General features: G+C 68.4%; 13 protein-coding genes. 4 read left to right on the top strand and 9 right to left on the bottom strand.

Annotated features, from left to right (window positions below):
* Positions 1–30: 30 nt before the first annotated feature.
* The 4 genes from addB to ACFFJ6_RS07355 all read left to right on the top strand — a co-directional run bounded on the left by addB (position 31) and on the right by ACFFJ6_RS07355 (position 8,493).
* On the top strand, positions 31–3,177 hold the full coding sequence (gene addB / locus ACFFJ6_RS07370; RefSeq protein WP_378386002.1) for a double-strand break repair protein AddB: 3,147 nt from the start codon (positions 31–33) through the stop codon (positions 3,175–3,177).
* Positions 3,174–6,674 (top strand): double-strand break repair helicase AddA, encoded by a 3,501-nt coding sequence (gene addA, locus ACFFJ6_RS07365; protein WP_378386000.1) that lies wholly within the window; start codon positions 3,174–3,176, stop codon positions 6,672–6,674. Before addB ends, addA begins: the two co-directional genes overlap by 4 nt.
* 96 nt (positions 6,675–6,770) lie before the next feature.
* Entirely contained in the window at positions 6,771–7,091 is a 321-nt protein-coding gene (trxA, locus tag ACFFJ6_RS07360) for a thioredoxin (RefSeq protein ID WP_054163299.1), read from the top strand.
* 340 nt (positions 7,092–7,431) lie between these two features.
* The gene (locus ACFFJ6_RS07355; protein ID WP_446694749.1) at positions 7,432–8,493 is read left to right on the top strand and encodes an ATP-dependent DNA ligase; all 1,062 of its coding nucleotides are present in this window, start codon (positions 7,432–7,434) and stop codon (positions 8,491–8,493) included.
* Here the strand turns inward: ACFFJ6_RS07355 and ACFFJ6_RS07350 are convergent.
* From ACFFJ6_RS07350 to sppA, 9 genes are all read right to left on the bottom strand, one after another.
* On the bottom strand, positions 8,477–9,226 hold the full coding sequence (locus ACFFJ6_RS07350; protein ID WP_378385997.1) for a metallophosphoesterase family protein: 750 nt from the start codon (positions 9,224–9,226) through the stop codon (positions 8,477–8,479). The two genes, ACFFJ6_RS07355 and ACFFJ6_RS07350, sit on opposite strands and share 17 nt — an antisense overlap.
* Positions 9,227–9,249: 23 nt before the next feature.
* On the bottom strand, positions 9,250–10,596 hold the full coding sequence (locus ACFFJ6_RS07345) for a bifunctional folylpolyglutamate synthase/dihydrofolate synthase (protein ID WP_378385995.1): 1,347 nt from the start codon (positions 10,594–10,596) through the stop codon (positions 9,250–9,252).
* Complete coding sequence (gene accD, locus ACFFJ6_RS07340) at positions 10,593–11,561, bottom strand: acetyl-CoA carboxylase, carboxyltransferase subunit beta (protein ID WP_378385993.1); 969 nt, start codon at positions 11,559–11,561, stop codon at positions 10,593–10,595. The genes ACFFJ6_RS07345 and accD overlap by 4 nt, the downstream gene beginning before the upstream one ends.
* Positions 11,562–11,669: 108 nt before the next feature.
* A complete protein-coding gene (trpA, locus tag ACFFJ6_RS07335) occupies positions 11,670–12,506 on the bottom strand; it encodes a tryptophan synthase subunit alpha (RefSeq protein ID WP_378385991.1) in 837 nt (278 codons plus the stop codon).
* Entirely contained in the window at positions 12,506–13,720 is a 1,215-nt protein-coding gene (trpB, locus tag ACFFJ6_RS07330; RefSeq protein WP_378385989.1) for a tryptophan synthase subunit beta, read from the bottom strand. The genes trpA and trpB overlap by 1 nt, the downstream gene beginning before the upstream one ends.
* A gap of 1 nt (position 13,721) precedes the next feature.
* Positions 13,722–14,378: a phosphoribosylanthranilate isomerase gene (locus ACFFJ6_RS07325; RefSeq protein ID WP_378385987.1), complete on the bottom strand. Its 657-nt coding sequence runs from the start codon at positions 14,376–14,378 to the stop codon at positions 13,722–13,724.
* Positions 14,379–14,435: 57 nt separating this feature from the next.
* A complete protein-coding gene (locus ACFFJ6_RS07320) occupies positions 14,436–14,822 on the bottom strand; it encodes a LapA family protein (protein ID WP_378385985.1) in 387 nt (128 codons plus the stop codon).
* Between the two features lie 54 nt (positions 14,823–14,876).
* Positions 14,877–15,182: an integration host factor subunit beta gene (locus ACFFJ6_RS07315; protein WP_378385983.1), complete on the bottom strand. Its 306-nt coding sequence runs from the start codon at positions 15,180–15,182 to the stop codon at positions 14,877–14,879.
* A gap of 158 nt (positions 15,183–15,340) precedes the next feature.
* Positions 15,341–16,309: a signal peptide peptidase SppA gene (gene sppA, locus ACFFJ6_RS07310; protein ID WP_378385981.1), complete on the bottom strand. Its 969-nt coding sequence runs from the start codon at positions 16,307–16,309 to the stop codon at positions 15,341–15,343.
* Between the last annotated feature and the right edge of the window lie 136 nt (positions 16,310–16,445).

Here is a 16,445-nt window from a genome sequence, read left to right as displayed (position 1 = left end):
TGATCGCCTGACCGGCGAATCAGGGTGTCCATGCGCGTTTTCAGTGTTCCGCCTTCAGCGCCGTTTCTGCGCACGACGATCGCCGCGCTGGTCGATGGCGATCTGATCGAGGGCTTTGAGGCCCGGACGAAGCCCGAGCGACTGGCCGAGGCGACGCTGTATCTGCCGACCCGCCGCGCCGGCCGCTTGGCGCGCGACATTTTCCTCGACGTGCTCGGCACCGATGCGGTTCTGCTGCCGCGCATCGTCGCGCTCGGTGGCATCGACGAGGACGAGCTGGCCTTCGTCCAGGCGGCCGAAGGCGTTGCCGATCTCGAGATACCGCCCGCGCTCGACGGGCTGCCGCGCCGGCTGCTGCTGTCGCAACTGATCGCCGTCTGGGCGAAGAATCTTCGACCGCAGGATCCGCATCAGGCGCCGCTCGTCGTCGGCGGTCCTGCTTCTACATTGGCGCTGGCCGACGATCTGGCGCGGCTGATCGACGACATGGCGACGCGCGACGTCGACTGGGCCGCGCTCGACACCTTGGTGCCGGACGCATTCGATCGCTACTGGAAGCTGACGCTCGACTTCCTCAAGATCGCCGGGCAGTGGTGGCCGCAGCATCTGCGCGAGAGCGACCGGATCGAGCCGGCAGCACGGCGCGACCTGTTGATCGAGGCCGAGACCCGCCGCCTCGCGGCGCATCGCGACGGGCCGGTGATCGCCGCAGGCTCGACCGGCTCGATGCCGGCGACCGCGCGGCTGCTGCATGCGATCGCCGGGCTGCCGCACGGCGCCGTGGTGCTGCCGGGGCTCGACACTGAGCTCGACGACGCGGCCTGGGATCTGATCGGCGGCACGCGCGACAGGCAGGGCAAGCAGCTTTCGCCGCCGTCGCCCAACCATCCGCAATTCGCCATGCACGGCCTGCTGACGCGCATGGGTCTGCAGCGCCGCGACGTGCGGCGGCTCGGCGTGAGCGCGCGGCCGGGCCGCGAAGTGCTCGCCTCCGAGGCGATGCGGCCGTCGTCGGCGACCGCGGCGTGGCACGACCGGCTCGCCGATCCGCAGGTCGAGCAGCTGATCGAAGCCGGCACCGACAACCTCACGCTGATCGAGGCGCCGAATTCCGAGATCGAGGCGCTGGCGATCGCGGTCGCGCTGCGCGAGGCGACCGAACTCGGCCGCTCCGCCGCTTTGGTGACCCCGGATCGCGCGCTGGCGCGCCGTGTCGTCGCCGCGCTCGGGCGCTGGAATCTGCCGGTCGACGATTCCGGCGGCGACTCGCTGATGGACACCCAGGCCGGCATTTTCGCGCGGCTCGCTGCCGAGGCCGCGCTGCACGGCTGCGAGCCGCCGACGCTGCTGGCGCTGCTGAAGCACCCGCTGCTGCGGCTCGGCCGCGCCGCCCACGGCTGGCGGCATGCGATCGAGACGCTGGAGCTGGCGTTGCTGCGCGGCACCCGGCCGTCACCGGGTTGCGAGGGGTTGGCGCGCGACTATGCGACATTCCGCGCCGAACTCACCAAGCTGAAGCGCGGCGAACTGAGCGCGCTGCATCCGTCCGAGCCGCGCTGCCGGCTCGGCGAGGAATCGCTCGATGCCGCGCAGGCGCTGATCATCGAGCTACGAACTGCGTTGCTGCCGCTGGAGAGCGTCGGCGCCGATCCGATCGATCTGTGCGCGTTCGGCCAGCGTCATCGCGAGGTGCTCACCACGCTGTCGAGCGACGTGGACGGCATCGCCGTCGCATTCGAAGGTCAGCAGGGCCCGGCGCTGCTGCGCGCATTCGATGATCTTGCGGAAGTCGAACCGAGCGCCGGCGTGCCGGTGCCGCCGCACGACTATCCGGACGTGTTCGAGACCGCGTTCGGCGACATCACGGTGCGCCGACCCGAACTCGCCGAAGCGGCGCTGCGGATCTACGGCCCGCTCGAAGCGCGTCTGACGCAGCACGACCGCGTCATTCTCGGCGGCCTGGTCGAAGGCGTGTGGCCGCCGGCGCCGCGGATCGATCCGTGGCTGTCGCGGCCGATGCGCCACGAACTCGGCCTCGACCTGCCCGAGCGCCGCATCGGCCTGTCGGCGCACGACTTCGCGCAGCTACTCGGCGCCGACGAAGTGATCCTCACCCACGCCAACAAGGTCGGCGGTGCGCCGGCGGTGGTGTCGCGATTTCTGCACCGGCTCGAAGCGGTTGCCGGCAAGGCGCGCTGGAGCACACTGAAGCAGCGCGGCGAGAGTTATCTGAACTACGCGCAGGCGCTCGATCGCCCCGCCGAGGTCAAGCCGATCGCGCAGCCGGCGCCGAAGCCGCCGCGCGAGGCGCGGCCGCTGAAGCTGTCGGTCACCGCGATCGAGGACTGGCTGCGCGATCCGTATACGATCTACGCCAAATACATTCTCGGCCTGTCGCCGCTCGATCCGGTCGATATGCCGCTGTCGGCGGCCGATCGCGGCTCGGCGATCCACGAAGCGCTGGGCGAATTCACCGAGCGCTTCGCGGGCGAACTGCCGGACGATCCGGCGCAGGTGCTGCGCGCGATCGGCGCCAGGCACTTCGCGCCGCTGATGGATCATCCCGAGGCGCGCGCGCTGTGGTGGCCGCGCTTCCTGCGCATTGCCGGCTGGTTCACCAATTGGGAGCAGGACCGCCGGCCGCATCTGCGCCATGTCATCGCCGAGCGCAGCGGCGCGCTGTCGATCCCGCTCGACGGCGGTCGCAACTTCGTCCTCTCGGCGCGCGCCGACCGCATCGAGCACCGCGCCGACGGCAACTACGCGATCCTCGACTACAAGACCGGCAACCCGCCGACCGGCAAGCAGGTGCGCATGGGCCTGTCGCCGCAGCTGACGCTGGAAGCCGCAATCCTGCGCGCCGGCGGCTTCGACGGCATTGACGCCGGCGCGTCGGTCGCCGAACTCACTTACGTCAAGCTCAGTGGCAACTCGCCGCCGGGCGACGAGCGCGTGCTCGAGCTCAAGATCGAGCGCAAGGACGAGCCGCAGGAGCCGGACGACGCCGCGGCCGAGGCGCTCGCCAAGCTCACCGGGCTGATCCGCCGTTTCGACGACGAGGCGCAGCCGTATCACGCGCTGGTGCTGTCGATGTGGGCGCAGCGCTACGGTCGCTACGACGATCTGGCGCGGATCAAGGAATGGTCGGCGACCGGCGGCACGGGAGAGGGCGCATGAGCGGTCCGCGCACGATTCCCGATCAGGCGCGCGAGCGACAGATCCTCGCCTCCGATCCGAGCGCGTCGGTGTTCGTCTCGGCGAATGCCGGCTCCGGCAAGACGCATGTGCTGGTCCAGCGCGTGATCCGGCTGCTGCTCGACGGCGTGCCGCCGGAGCGCATCCTGTGCATCACCTTCACCAAGGCGGCGGCCGCCAACATGGCGGAGCGGGTGTTCACCACGCTGGGCCGCTGGGTGACGCTGGACGATACTCAACTCGCCGACGCCATTCGCCAGACCGGTATCAAGTCGGTCGGCCCCTCGCTGCTGGCGCAGGCGCGAAAACTATTCGCCTGCGCGCTGGAGACGCCGGGCGGCCTGAAGGTGCAGACCATCCACGCGCTGTGCACGCGGCTGCTGCAGCAGTTTCCGTTCGAGGCCAATGTGCCGGCGCGCTTCACCGTGCTGGACGATCGCGATCAGGCCGAGCTGATGCAGCGCGCCAGCCTCGCGGTGCTGCTGCAGGCCGCGGCGGCGCCCGACAGCGCGGCCGGCAAGGCGCTGTCGCTGGCGATGACGAGCGCGGCCGATATCACCTTCCGCGAAGTGGTGCAGGAAGCCTGCATGAGCCGCGACCGCTTCCTCGGCTGGATCGCGCAGGCCGGCGGCGTCGATGGCGCGATGGCGCAGCTGTCAGCGACGCTTGGCGTCGCACCGGAGGATAGTTGCGCCGATGTCGACTGCGACATCGTCGATGGCCCGTATCTGCCGCGCGCGCGCTGGGCAGACAGCGCCGCCGTGTTCGACGGCGGCAGCAAGACGGATCAGGATCAGGCGCAGCGGCTGCGCGACGCGCTGGCCGCGACCGATACGGCGCAGCTCGAAAAGTATCTCGAGCTGTTCTTCACCAAGGAAGCCAAGCTGCGCAAAAGCTTCGCGACCAAGAAGATCGCCGACCCGTTGCCCGGCTTCGCCGAGGATCTGAAGCGCGAGGGCGAGCGGCTCGAAGGCCTGCTGGAGCGCCGCCGTGCGCTGCTGATGCGCGAACGCACGCGGGCACTGCTGGTGATCGCCGCCGACGTCGCCGGCCGCATCGCGCGGGAGAAGCAGGAGCGCGGGCTGCTCGACTATGACGACCTGATCGACAAGACGCTGGCGATGCTCGACAGCGGCGCGTCGAGCTGGGTGCATTTCAAGCTCGACCGCGGTGTCGATCACGTGCTGATCGACGAGGCGCAGGACACCAGCCCGAAGCAATGGGACATCGTCGCGCATCTGATCGCGGAGTTCACGGCCGGCGAGGGCGCGCGCGACGGCATCAAGCGGACGGTGTTCGCGGTCGGCGACGAGAAGCAGTCGATCTTTTCATTCCAGGGCGCGGTGCCGAAGGAGTTCGCCGAGCGCCGCGACCTGTTGCAGCGGCGCTTCCACGGCGCCGGGCTGACGTTCGAGAAGGTCAGCTTCAACTACTCGTTCCGCTCCGGCGCCACGATCCTGCACTCGGTCGATCACGTGTTCCGCGATCCCGACATTTATCGCAGCATCCACGCCGATACGAGCTATCCGCTGCATCAGGCGCTCAACGATGCCGGTCCCAGCCTGATCGATCTGTGGCCGCTGGAAGTGCCCGACGAGAAGCAGTCGATGGAAGGTTGGCGCGCGCCGTTCGATGCGGTGTCGGAGACCAGCCCGGAAGTACGGCTCGCCGACAAGGTGCGGGCCGAGATTGCCGCGCTGATCGCCGACGGCACGATGACCGGTCCGGTCGGCGCGCGTCGCCGGCTCAGCTACGGCGACGTGCTGATCCTCGTGCGCCGGCGCGGCTCGGCGTTCGATGCGGTGATCCAGGCGTTGAAGCGCGGCGGCATTCCGGTCGCCGGCGCCGACCGGCTGAAGCTGACCGAGCACATCGCCATCATCGATCTGATGAACCTTGCCGACGCGCTGCTGCTGCCGCAGGACGATCTCGCGCTGGCGGTGGCGCTGAAGAGCCCGCTGTTCGGCCTCGACGACGACGATCTGTTCCGGCTGGCCTGGCGCCGCAAGGGCTCGCTGCGCGCCGCGCTGCGCGACAAGGCGGCGGGTGATGCCAAGCTCACGACGGCGCTGCAACGCCTCGATGCCTGCGCCGAGCGGGCGCTCGCCGACACGCCGTTCGGCTTCTACGCGTGGCTGCTTGGCGGCGACGGCGCGCGCGACAGCGGCCGCGCCCGCATCCTGCGTCGGCTCGGCCCGGAGGCCAACGACGCGCTCGACGAATTTCTCGAACTGGCGCTCGCCTACGAGCAGAAGCAGGCGCCGTCGCTGCAGGGCTTCATGGCCTGGCTGCGCGCGGCCGATACTGAGATCAAGCGCGACATGGAAATCTCGCGCGACGAAGTCCGGGTGATGACCGTGCACGGCGCCAAGGGGCTCGAAGCGCCGGTGGTGTTCCTGGTCGATACCACGTCGTCGCCGGCCGATACCCAGCGGCTCAATCTGATCCGGCTGCCGGGCGGCAATGCGCAGCCCGGCGCGCCGTCCGCGATGGTGTGGGCCGGCCGCAAGGCGAATGATCCGCGCGTCGTCGAACAGGCCCGCGCCGCGATGATCGCCGAGACCGAGGACGAGTATCGGCGGCTGCTCTATGTGGCGATGACCCGCGCGGCGGACCGGCTGATCGTCGGCGGCTGCATGCCGGGCAACCGCAACGATGTCCGCGCGCTGTCCTGGTACGATCTGATCAGCAAGGGGCTGGAGAATTCCGGCCTGATGATGCGCACCGTGCCGCCGCCGGACGGCGCAGTGAAGCGCTATTGCCGCCCCGAGGACGATGTCGTCGAAACGGCCGCGCCTGGAGAGGCGAAGGAAGAGGCGGAGCCGCTCTCCCTACCAGGCTGGCTGCGCACGGCCGTGCCGGCGCGGCGCGAGCCCGAGCCGCTGCTGCGGCCGTCCGATGCCGATGACGTTGATGCGCGCCGCCTGCGCCGCGGCGAATCTCCCGAGCAGCGCGCCCGCGCCCTGCAGCGCGGCACGCTTGTGCACCGGCTGTTGCAATCGCTGCCGGATCTTCCGACGGAGGCGCGCTCGGGCGCCGCCGCGCGTTTCCTCGCCCGCAACGCGACCGATTGGGACGCCGGCGCGCGCGACGCGCTGGCCGCGCGGGTGCTGGAGGTGATCGGCGATCCGCGCTTCGCCGCGGTGTTCGCCCCCGGCAGCCGCGCCGAGGTGCCGATCGTCGGCCGGCTGCTGCGGCACGGCGAGCCGGTGCTGGTCTCCGGCCAGATCGACCGGCTGGTGGTAACGCCGACCAACGTCCTGATCGTCGATTTCAAGACCAACCACGCGCCGCCGCGCAACCTGGCGGACGTCCCGCCCGCCTATCTGCGCCAGCTGGCGCTGTACCGGGCCGTGCTGGCCAAACTCTATCCCCAGCGAATCGTCCGGGCCGCCCTGCTATGGACGGAAGTCCCTGACATCATGGAGCTTTCGGCTCCTGCGCTGGACGCGGAGCTGACCCGGTTGACGGCCGCGTGAGCGTGCTTGACCCCGCCCCGGCGCATTCATACGTTCACCTCATCATCCGGGCGCGATTCCCTTACCGCCCTTATCCGCTCCCCCACGAGGTATCCCATGGCCGTAGGCAAGGTGTCTGACTCCGATTTCGAAGCTGAAGTTCTCAAGGCGCAGGGCCCTGTGGTGGTGGACTTCTGGGCCGAGTGGTGCGGGCCGTGCCGCATGATCGCGCCGGCGCTGGACGAGATTTCCGGCGCGATGGGCGACAAGGTGAAGATCGTGAAGCTCAACGTCGACGAGAGCCCGGTCACCGCCTCGAAGTACGGCGTGATGTCGATCCCGACGCTGATGATCTTCAAGGGCGGCGAAATGGCCTCCCGCCAGGTCGGCGCCGCGCCGAAAGCCAAGCTGCAGCAGTGGATCAGCTCGGCGGTCTGAACCAGCGCGCCTGACGAACGTTTGCAACGGCCGGCTCACGCCGGCCGTTTTTGCGTTTGGGACGGGTGGTGCGCGCTATGACGATGGCTTGGAGCCGAGTTACTTGCGCACGCACGCCGTGCCCGCGTCGCCCTCACCCTAACCCTCTCCCGCAAGCGGGAGAGGGGACCGGCCGTGCCCGGCGTGAGGCCTTGCCTCTCATTGCTCGGTCAACGGCCTCTCGACATTCTCATCACCTGTCCCCGCGCGCGGCGAGCTCCCTCTCCCGCTCTTGCGGGGGAGGGTTGGGGTGGGGGCGACACGCGCACAGCGCTGGCGGCCTCTTCCCTTGAGCGCCGCCATGCGCGGTCGGACGAAATCATCCAAGCCCAAATCCTCCGCGCCGCTTGCGCCGATGGAGGCGCGGTCGGTTGATGCGATTCCGCTTGGGCCGGACTGGCAGTACGAGCCGAAATGGGACGGCTTCCGTTGCCTGATGGTGCGCAGCGGCGACGGCGTGGTGCTGTGGTCGAAATCCGGCGAAGACCTCACCCGCTACTTCCCCGAGTTAGTTGCGGCGGCGCGCGAGCTGAAGGCCGAGCGTTTCGTACTCGATGGCGAGATCGTGGTGCCGCAGGGGCGGACGTTTTCGTTCGACGCTTTGCTGCAACGACTTCACCCGGCCGCGAGCCGCGTCAACAAACTCTCCGTCGAAACGCCGTCGCTGCTGCTGGTGTTCGATCTGTTGGCGAACCCGCGCGACGACGCGCTGGGCGGGCAGCCTTTGTCGGAGCGGCGCAAAGCGCTGGAAGCTTTCGCCAAGGCGCAGTTCAAGGGGCATCCGACGTTTCGTCTGTCGCCGGTCACCACCAGCGACAAGCAGGCGGCGAAGTGGCTGGCGCAGGCCGGCGGCGGCTCCGACGGCGTCATCGCCAAGCGCCGCGATCTTGCGTATCAGTCCGGCAATCGCGACGGCATGCAGAAAATCAAGAAATTCCGCAGCGCCGACTGCGTCGTCGGCGGCTTCCGCTATGCCAGCGCGACGCTGGACGGCCGCAAGGTGGTCGGCTCGCTGCTGCTCGGACTCTACGACGAGGCCGGCCTGCTGCATCACGTCGGCTTCACGTCGGCGCTGAAGCGTGCCGAAAAGCCGGGGCTCACCGATAAGTTGGAAAAGCTGCCGGGCGAAGGCTTCACCGGCAATGCGCCCGGCGGGCCGAGCCGCTGGTCGACCGAGCGCTCGTCGCAGTGGCAGAAGCTCGCGCCGAAGCTGGTGGTCGAAGTCTGCTACGATCACTTCAGCGGCGAACGTTTTCGCCACGGCACCAGCCTGCTTCGCTGGCGGCCCGACAAGGCGCCGAAGCAATGCACGATGGATCAGCTCGCGCAGACGCACATCGATCCGCTCAAGCTGCTGGCTTGACCCATCCGGTCGCCAGCGTGTCGGCATAGGCCGCCATGCCGTTCTGCCGCGCCAGTGCTGCCATCGCGGCGTGGTCGTAGGGGATCAGGCGAAACGTGACGCTCCAGCCGTCGACGCCGCGGTCGATGATCGCGTAGCTCGCGTCGGGCGTGCCGGTCTGCATGCGATGCGGGTAGGGCGTGCGGTCGCGATAGCCCGGGCAGCCGGCGCTGCCGGGGTTGACGATCAGCCGGCCGTCGCTCAGCCGCACCGCGCGCGGAATATGGGTGTGGGCGCACAGGATCAGCGATTGCGTCAGCCCTTCGGCGTGCGCCTCGATCGCCGCAAGATCCGACATCCGGATCGCGCCGTCCGGATTGACGGTTTCGAGCCAGTAGGTTTCGTCATTGCCCGGCGTCGCGTGGCAGAGAAAGACGTCGTCGTTCAGCACGCGTGTCGCCGGCAGGGTACGCAGCCAGTCGAGATGCGACGGATCCAGCTGATCGAACGCGATCTTGTCCCAGGCGCCCATCTGTTCGCGTGGGCGGTCCAACAGGTAGCGGTCGTGATTTCCGAGCATGAAGTCAGCGTCGAGCGCCATCAGCATGTCGAGCGTGCGCCGGGCGTCGAGCGGGCCGCTCGCCATGTCGCCAAGGCAGACGATGCGGTCGGCGCCTTGGGCCCGGATATCCGCCAGCACCGCGTCCAGCGCCGCGTAGTTGCTGTGCATGTCGGCGATGGCGGCGATCCGCATGGCGGTCCTTGTTGATTGTTTTGTTAGCTCGGCGGCGTGCCGTTGAGGCTCAGCACGTGGCCGGCGAGATACAGCGAGCCGGTGATCAGAATACGCGGCGGCAGTTCGTAGGCAAGCGACGCGATGCGCCGCAGCGCGGCCGGAACGTCGTCGGCGAGTTCGACGCGCAGGCCGAGCGTGCGGCCGGCGTCGGCGAGGCGCTCGGGCGGCATCGCGCCGTCGCGATCCGAGATCGGCACGACGATCAGGTGACGCGTCAGCCCGGTGAAGTTGGTGAGGAACGCGGCCGCGTCCTTGTTGGCCATCATGCCGGCGATCAGCACCAGCGGCCGCGACACCCGCTCTTCGAGATCGCCGAGCGCCGCGGCGGCGACGCGGCCGCCGTCGGCATTGTGTCCGCCGTCGAGCCACAGCTCGCAGCCCTGCGGCGCGTCGTCGAGGAGTTTGCCGGTCGTCAGCCGCTGCATCCGCGCCGGCCATTCGGCGCTGAGGAGTCCCGCCTGATAAGCGGCCTGGTCGATGCTGAAGCGCGACTGCGCCCGCAGCGTCGCGATGGCGAGGCCCGCATTGTCGATCTGGTGCCGCCCGAACAGCTTTGGTGCAGTGAGGTCCATGAGGCCGCGTTCGTCCTGATAGGCGAGCCGGCCGTGTTCGATCTGCACGTGCCATTGCTGGCCGCAGGCGAACAGCGGCGCGCGCTGGCGCTTCGCTTCGCGCTCGATCACCGCCATCGCCGCATCGTCCTGCTCGGCGACGATCGCCGGCGCGCCGCGGCGCAGGATGCCGGCTTTCTCTGCAGCGATGTCGGCGAGCGTGGGCCCGAGAAATTCGGTGTGGTCGATGCCGATCGGCGTCAGCACGGTCGCGAGCGGCTGTTCGATCACATTGGTGGCGTCGAGCCGGCCGCCGAGCCCGACTTCGAGCAGCAGCACATCCGCCGGATGCTGCGCGAATAGCCAGAATGCCGCGACGGTTTCGATCTCGAACAGCGTGATCGGCGCGCCGTCGTTGACGCGCTCGCAATGGGCCAGCGCTTCAGCCAGTGCCTCGTCGCTCACCAGCACGCCGCCGCCCGGCCGGCCGAGCCGGATGGTCTCGTTGACGCGCACCAGATGCGGCGAGGTGTAGGCGTGAACAGCGAGCCCGGCGGCTTCGAGGATGGCGCGCAGGAAGGCGAGGGTGGAGCCCTTGCCGTTGGTGCCGGCGATGTGGATCACCGGCGGCAGTTTGCGTTCCGGATGGTCCAGCGCGGCCAGCAGCCGCTCGACGCGGCCGAGCGTCAGGTCGATGCGCGCCGGATGCAGTTTCGCGAGGCGCGCGCGCAATTCGCCGACCGAACCAGACGGCTGCGGGTCGGTGGCTGCGCTCACGCCTGCGGCGCAGCCGGGGGCGTCGCCTCGGGCGCGGTCGCCACGATCTCGGCCGCAGCGACGGGTTCCGCCGGCGGAGCGGCTTCGGCGGCGATTGCCGGGGCTTCGGTCGCGGGCAGCGGCGTCTTGGTCAGGATGCGGCACAGCCGCGCCAGCGTCGGGCGCAGATCGTGGCGATGCACCACCATGTCGACCATGCCGTGGTCGCGCAGATATTCGGCGCGCTGGAAGCCGTCCGGCAGCTTCTCGCGGATGGTCTGCTCGATCACGCGGGCGCCGGCGAAGCCGATCAGCGCGCCCGGTTCGGCGAGCTGGATGTCGCCGAGCATCGCGTAGGAGGCGGTGACGCCGCCGGTGGTCGGGTTGGTCAGCACTACGATGTAGGGCAGCTTGGCCTCGCGCAGCATCTGCACCGCGACGGTGGTGCGCGGCATCTGCATCAGCGACAGGATGCCTTCCTGCATCCGGGCGCCGCCGGAAGCCGCGAACATGATGAAGGGGGAGTGCTTCTCGACCGCGAGTTCGAGCCCGCGGATGATCGCCTCGCCGGCCGCCATGCCGAGCGAGCCGCCCATGAAGTCGAAGTCCTGCACGGCGACCACGACGCCGTTGCCCTCGAGCTTGCCGAAGCCGACCTTCACGGCATCCTGCGCGCCGGTCTTTGTGCGGGCGTCCTTGATACGGTCGGCGTATTTGCGCTCGTCGCGGAATTTCAGCGGGTCGGCCACCACCTCGGGCAGCGCGACGTCGTACCAGGTCTCGTTGTCGAAGATCGAGCGCAGCCGGGCGAGCGCGCCCATCCGCATGTGATAGTTCGAGCCCGGAATCACGAACTGGTTCTGCTCGACGTCCTTGTAGAACACGAGCTGCCCGGTATCCGGACATTTGATCCACAAATTCTCCGGCGTTTCCCGCCGCAGCATGTTGCGGATCTTCGGACGGACGACGTTGGTCAACCAGTTCATCAGGGACTCCGCGCGTCGCCTCGTACGGCGCCGCTGGTTGATGGCCTTGTCAGGATATGGCGGCGCGGACCCTGTCCGTCCAGACCATATCGGGCGTTGGTTTGGCCGCTATTCGGCGGCTTGTTTGGCGCCGCGGACGCCGGCGGCGAGCGAGGCGACCAGATCCGCCACCGCACCCACACTGCCCTCGGTGGCGCGTTTGTCGGCGTCGAGGCTGGCCTTGAGCGCGTCGATCAGCGCCGTGCCGACCACCGCGCCGTCGGCCTGGGCGGCGATCGCGCCGGCGGCCTCCGGGGTGCGGATGCCGAAGCCGACGCAGACCGGCAGGTCGGTGTGACGCTTGATCCGGGCCACCGCGTCCGCGACCGCGGCCGTATCGGCCGAGGCCGAGCCGGTGATGCCGGTGATCGACACGTAATAGACGAAGCCCGAGGTGTTGGCGAGCACCGCCGGCAACCGCTTTTCGTCGGTGGTCGGGGTGGCGAGGCGGATGAAGTTGAGCCCGGCCTTCATGGCCGGCAGGCACAGCTCTTCGTCTTCCTCGGGCGGCAGATCAACCACAATGAGCCCGTCGACGCCGGCCGCCTTGGCGTCGACCAGAAACTTGTCGACGCCGTAGATGTAGATCGGGTTGTAGTAGCCCATCAGCACGATCGGCGTGGTGGCGTCGCCCTGGCGGAAGTCGCGGACCAGACCGAGCGTCTTTTTCAGCGTGGTGCCGCCGTGCAGCGCGCGCAGCCCCGCCGCCTGGATCGCCGGGCCGTCGGCCATCGGGTCGGTGAACGGCATGCCGATCTCGATGATGTCGGAGCCGGCCGCCGGCAGCGACTTCAGCACCTGCAGGCAGGTGTCTAGGTCGGGATCACCCGCCATCACGAAGGTGACGAGCGCCTTGCGGCCCTGCCGCTTCAGCTCGGCGAAACGGGTGTCGATACGCGTGGTCATCAGAACTTGCCCCCGAGATGTTCGGCGACCGAGGCGAGGTCCTTGTCACCGCGGCCCGACATGTTCAGCACCATGACGTGATCCTTCGGCAGGATCGGCGCGAGGTCGGCGACCTTGGCGAGCGCGTGGCTCGGCTCCAGCGCCGGTATGATGCCTTCGAGCCGGCAGCACAGCTTGAACGCCTCGAGCGCTTCGGTGTCGGTCGCCGACAGAAAGTTGACGCGGCCGACATCGTGCAGCCAGGCGTGCTCGGGGCCGATACCCGGATAGTCGAGGCCGGCCGAGATCGAATGCGCTTCCTGGATCTGGCCGTCATCGTCCATCAGCAGATAGGTGCGATTACCATGCAGCACGCCGGGCTTGCCGCCGGCGATCGACGCGGCGTGCAGCTTGTCGAGGCCATGGCCCGCGGCTTCGACGCCGTAGATCGTCACGCCGGCGTCGTCGAGGAAGGGATGAAACAGCCCCATCGCGTTGGAGCCGCCGCCGATGCAGGCGATCAACGAGTCGGGCAGCCGGCCTTCGAGCTCCAGGATCTGCTCGCGCACTTCCTGGCCGATCACCGCCTGGAAGTCGCGCACCATCATCGGATAGGGATGCGGGCCGGCGACGGTGCCGATGCAGTAGAAGGTGTCGTGCACATTGGTGACCCAGTCGCGCAGCGCCTCGTTCATCGCGTCCTTCAGCGTGTTGGCGCCGGAGGTGACGGGGCGCACTTCGGCGCCGAGCGCCTTCATGCGCAGCACGTTCGGTTCCTGCCGGCTGACGTCGACGGCGCCCATATAGACCACGCATTGCAGGCCGAACTTCGCGCACATCGTGGCGGTGGCGACGCCGTGCATGCCGGCGCCGGTCTCGGCGATGATGCGCGGCTTGCCCATGCGCTTGGCCAGCATGATCTGGCCGAGCACGTTGTTCACCTTGTGGGCGCCGGTGTGGTTGAGGTCTTCGCGCTTGAAGTAGATCTTGGCGCCGCCGAAATGCTCGGTCAGCCGCTCCGCGTAGTACAGCGGCGAGGGCCGGCCGACGTAGTGCTTGAGATGGCCGTCCATCTCGGCGCGGAATTGCGGATCGTCCTTGGCTTCGGCGTAGGCCTTCTCCAGATCGAGGATCAGCGGCATCAGCGTTTCGGCGACGAAACGCCCGCCGAACAGGCCGAAGTGACCGCGTTCGTCGGGTCCGGATCGAAACGAGTTGGGCAGGATCTGGTTCATGTCAGGTCATCAACTCTTCGCTGGCGCGCGCGGCGCGGATGAAGCTGCGGATCATGTCGGGGTCTTTGGTGCCGGGCGCATGCTCGACGCCCGAAGATACGTCGACGCCGCCGGCACGGGTGACGCGCAGCGCTTCGGCGACGTTGCCGGCATGGATGCCGCCCGACACCATGAAGGGCAGCGCGAGATCGAGATCGCGCAGCAGCTCCCAGTCGAACGGCGTGCCGAGGCCGCCGGGGCGGGTGGCGTCCTTCGGCGGGCGGGCGTCGAACAGGATGCGATCCGCCACGGCCGCATAGGCCGGCAGCACCGCGAGGTCGGCGGCGGTCGCGACCGGGATCGCCTTCATCACCGGCAGGCCGAAGGTCTGCTTCAACGCGCGCACGCGCTGCGGGCTCTCGTGGCCATGGAGCTGCAACAGGTCGGGCCGCAGGATCTCGACGACGTCGCGGATCAACGCGTCGCTGGCGTCGACCGTCAGCGCCACCTTGGCGGCGCGGTCCGCGACCTGCTTGCCGAGATCGGCCGCGACGTCCAGCCCGACATGCCGCGGCGATGCCGGAAAGAACACGAAGCCGACCATGTCGGCACCGGCCGCGACCGCCGCTTCGAGCGTGTCGCAGGTCGACAGGCCGCAGATTTTGACGACGACAGACATGGGTTTGCGATCAGGTTTCGGCCGGCGCGCAACGGGCGCCGGCAAGACGCCGGTGTTCTACACCGCCGCGCCGGCCTTGTCGCGCCTGCTGGTCGTGGAACTCTGGTCCAGCAGCAGGCGACGCGGTTCACTGGCGGCCGGCGTCATGACGCTGGCGCGCAGATTGGCGAGCTGGGCTTTCGCCTCGATCGCCTCGGCCTGATGCCGACGCGCGGCGCGTCGCCACTTCGATTGGCGGAACCAGGTCGCGATGCCGCCGGCGATCACGCCGAGGATGGCGACGCCGATGATCAGCACGAACAGCGGCAGCTGCACCGTGCCCATCGGATCGTTCGGCTCCAGGGGATCGAACGACACGGTGACGAGATGGCGGTTGGCGACCGCGAAAACGATGAAAATCAGTCCGAGCGGGATCAGCACCAGCGCCGTCAGAAACTTCTGCATGTCGTTCTCGCTCGTTTTGCCCAGCACGCGCCTGCCCAGCAAACGGGCGTCGCGTCACGCGCCGGTATCAGGATTCCCGGAGTCGCGATTCAAACGTTCGCGCATCTCCTTGCCCGTCTTGAAAAACGGCACGCTCTTCTGATCGACCGGAACGTGCGCGCCAGTGCGCGGGTTGCGACCGGCACGGGCAGGCCGGTGCTTGACCGAAAACGCGCCGAAGCCACGCAGCTCGACCCGATCACCACGCGCCAAAGCTTCGACGATCTCGTCGAGGATCGCATTGACGATGTTTTCCACGTCCCGCTGATAAAGGTGCGGGTTGTGCTCGGCGATGCGCTGAACGAGTTCGGATTTAATCATCGAGGATGTGGTCCGTGCGTGCGGACCGCCATTTCCTTGAAAATACTGTGAACTGTCAAGACGCTAAATCAAATGAGCCAGGCCCGGTAAGGTCCGTTGGCGAGGCCCGAACGAGGCCTTTGCCGGGGCTAAATACCGCGTGACGGAGCAGGATGTGCTCAGCGTGCGGTGCCGGGCGCCCACAGCGCCAGCATGCCGTCGAGTCCGAGACGTTCGACGCCGGACTGCTCGACCTGACGCGCGATCGCGCCGAGGCCGAGCGCATCGAGCGTGATGGTCGCGGCTGCGCGCAGGAAGGTGAGGTCGCCGAATTGCGGCGCCAGCTTGAAGTCGCGGATCGGCAGGCCGCTCTTGACCTTCTTTTCAGATTCCAGCCACGCCACAGCGGTTTTCTCGTCGCCGAGTTCGTCGATCAGTTTCAACCCGATGGCCTGACGGCCGGTGAAGACGCGGCCGTCGGCGACGATGCCGAGCTGCGCATCGTCCATCGCGCGGCGGTTCTTCACCAGGTCGCGAAACCACGCGTAGGAATCGCGCACCAGCGACTCCAGCGCGGCGCGCGCCTCGGGGCTGGTCGGCTCGAAGCCGTTCGGCGCGGCCTTCAGCGGCGACGACTTCACTTCCTCGACCTTGACGCCGACCGTCTTCATCAGTTCGGAAACGTTGGGAAACTGAAACAGCACGCCGATCGAGCCGACCAGCGAGCTCTGCTGCGCGATGATGTGGTCGGAAGCGAGCGCTGCGATGTAGCCGCCCGATGCGGCGAGGCCCTCGACCACCACCACCATCGGCTTCTTCGCCTTCAGCCGCATCAGCGCGGTGTAGAGCTCTTCCGAACCGGCGGTGGTGCCGCCCGGCGAATTGATGTGCACGATCACGGCGGCATGCGACGACTTCTCCAGCCGCTCCAGCGCTTCGATGCGCTCGGAATTGCTGCGGATCAGCCCGTCGATCTTGATCCGCGCGATCGAGCCCGTGCTGGTCAGCGCCCCCTTGCCGGCCGGCGACAGCGCCGCACCGACCGCCACTACGGCGACGATCGCGACCAGCACCGCGGCGACGCGCCAGAACGTCAGCTTGCGACGGATGCGGCGGCGATCGACGATCACATCGGACTCGAGCGACATGGAGGTTCTCCGGCCTGATAGCTGTTCACGGTTCTCAAAGCGGATCGTTGAGTTTCCGTGAGCGGATTACATCAATTGCAATCCAATATGAAGAAAACAAGATTTGGTGCACGCGCTCTCGCCGTCATTGCGAGCG

This window comes from Rhodopseudomonas telluris (genome assembly GCF_042432815.1).
Lineage (GTDB): Bacteria > Pseudomonadota > Alphaproteobacteria > Rhizobiales > Xanthobacteraceae > Rhodopseudomonas > Rhodopseudomonas telluris.
This window is presented reverse-complemented; position numbering and strand designations above follow the sequence as displayed.

Coding starts and splice junctions, on each gene's coding strand:
- trpB (WP_378385989.1), bottom strand. CDS start 13,720: ATGAACCAGATCCTGCCCAACTCGTTTCGATCCGGACCCGACGAACGC.
- ACFFJ6_RS07315 (WP_378385983.1), bottom strand. CDS start 15,182: ATGATTAAATCCGAACTCGTTCAGCGCATCGCCGAGCACAACCCGCAC.
- ACFFJ6_RS07320 (WP_378385985.1), bottom strand. CDS start 14,822: ATGCAGAAGTTTCTGACGGCGCTGGTGCTGATCCCGCTCGGACTGATT.
- ACFFJ6_RS07355 (WP_446694749.1), top strand. CDS start 7,432: ATGCGCGGTCGGACGAAATCATCCAAGCCCAAATCCTCCGCGCCGCTT.
- accD (WP_378385993.1), bottom strand. CDS start 11,561: ATGAACTGGTTGACCAACGTCGTCCGTCCGAAGATCCGCAACATGCTG.
- sppA (WP_378385981.1), bottom strand. CDS start 16,309: ATGTCGCTCGAGTCCGATGTGATCGTCGATCGCCGCCGCATCCGTCGC.
- ACFFJ6_RS07350 (WP_378385997.1), bottom strand. CDS start 9,226: ATGCGGATCGCCGCCATCGCCGACATGCACAGCAACTACGCGGCGCTG.
- trpA (WP_378385991.1), bottom strand. CDS start 12,506: ATGACCACGCGTATCGACACCCGTTTCGCCGAGCTGAAGCGGCAGGGC.
- ACFFJ6_RS07325 (WP_378385987.1), bottom strand. CDS start 14,378: ATGTCTGTCGTCGTCAAAATCTGCGGCCTGTCGACCTGCGACACGCTC.
- addB (WP_378386002.1), top strand. CDS start 31: ATGCGCGTTTTCAGTGTTCCGCCTTCAGCGCCGTTTCTGCGCACGACG.
- trxA (WP_054163299.1), top strand. CDS start 6,771: ATGGCCGTAGGCAAGGTGTCTGACTCCGATTTCGAAGCTGAAGTTCTC.
- addA (WP_378386000.1), top strand. CDS start 3,174: ATGAGCGGTCCGCGCACGATTCCCGATCAGGCGCGCGAGCGACAGATC.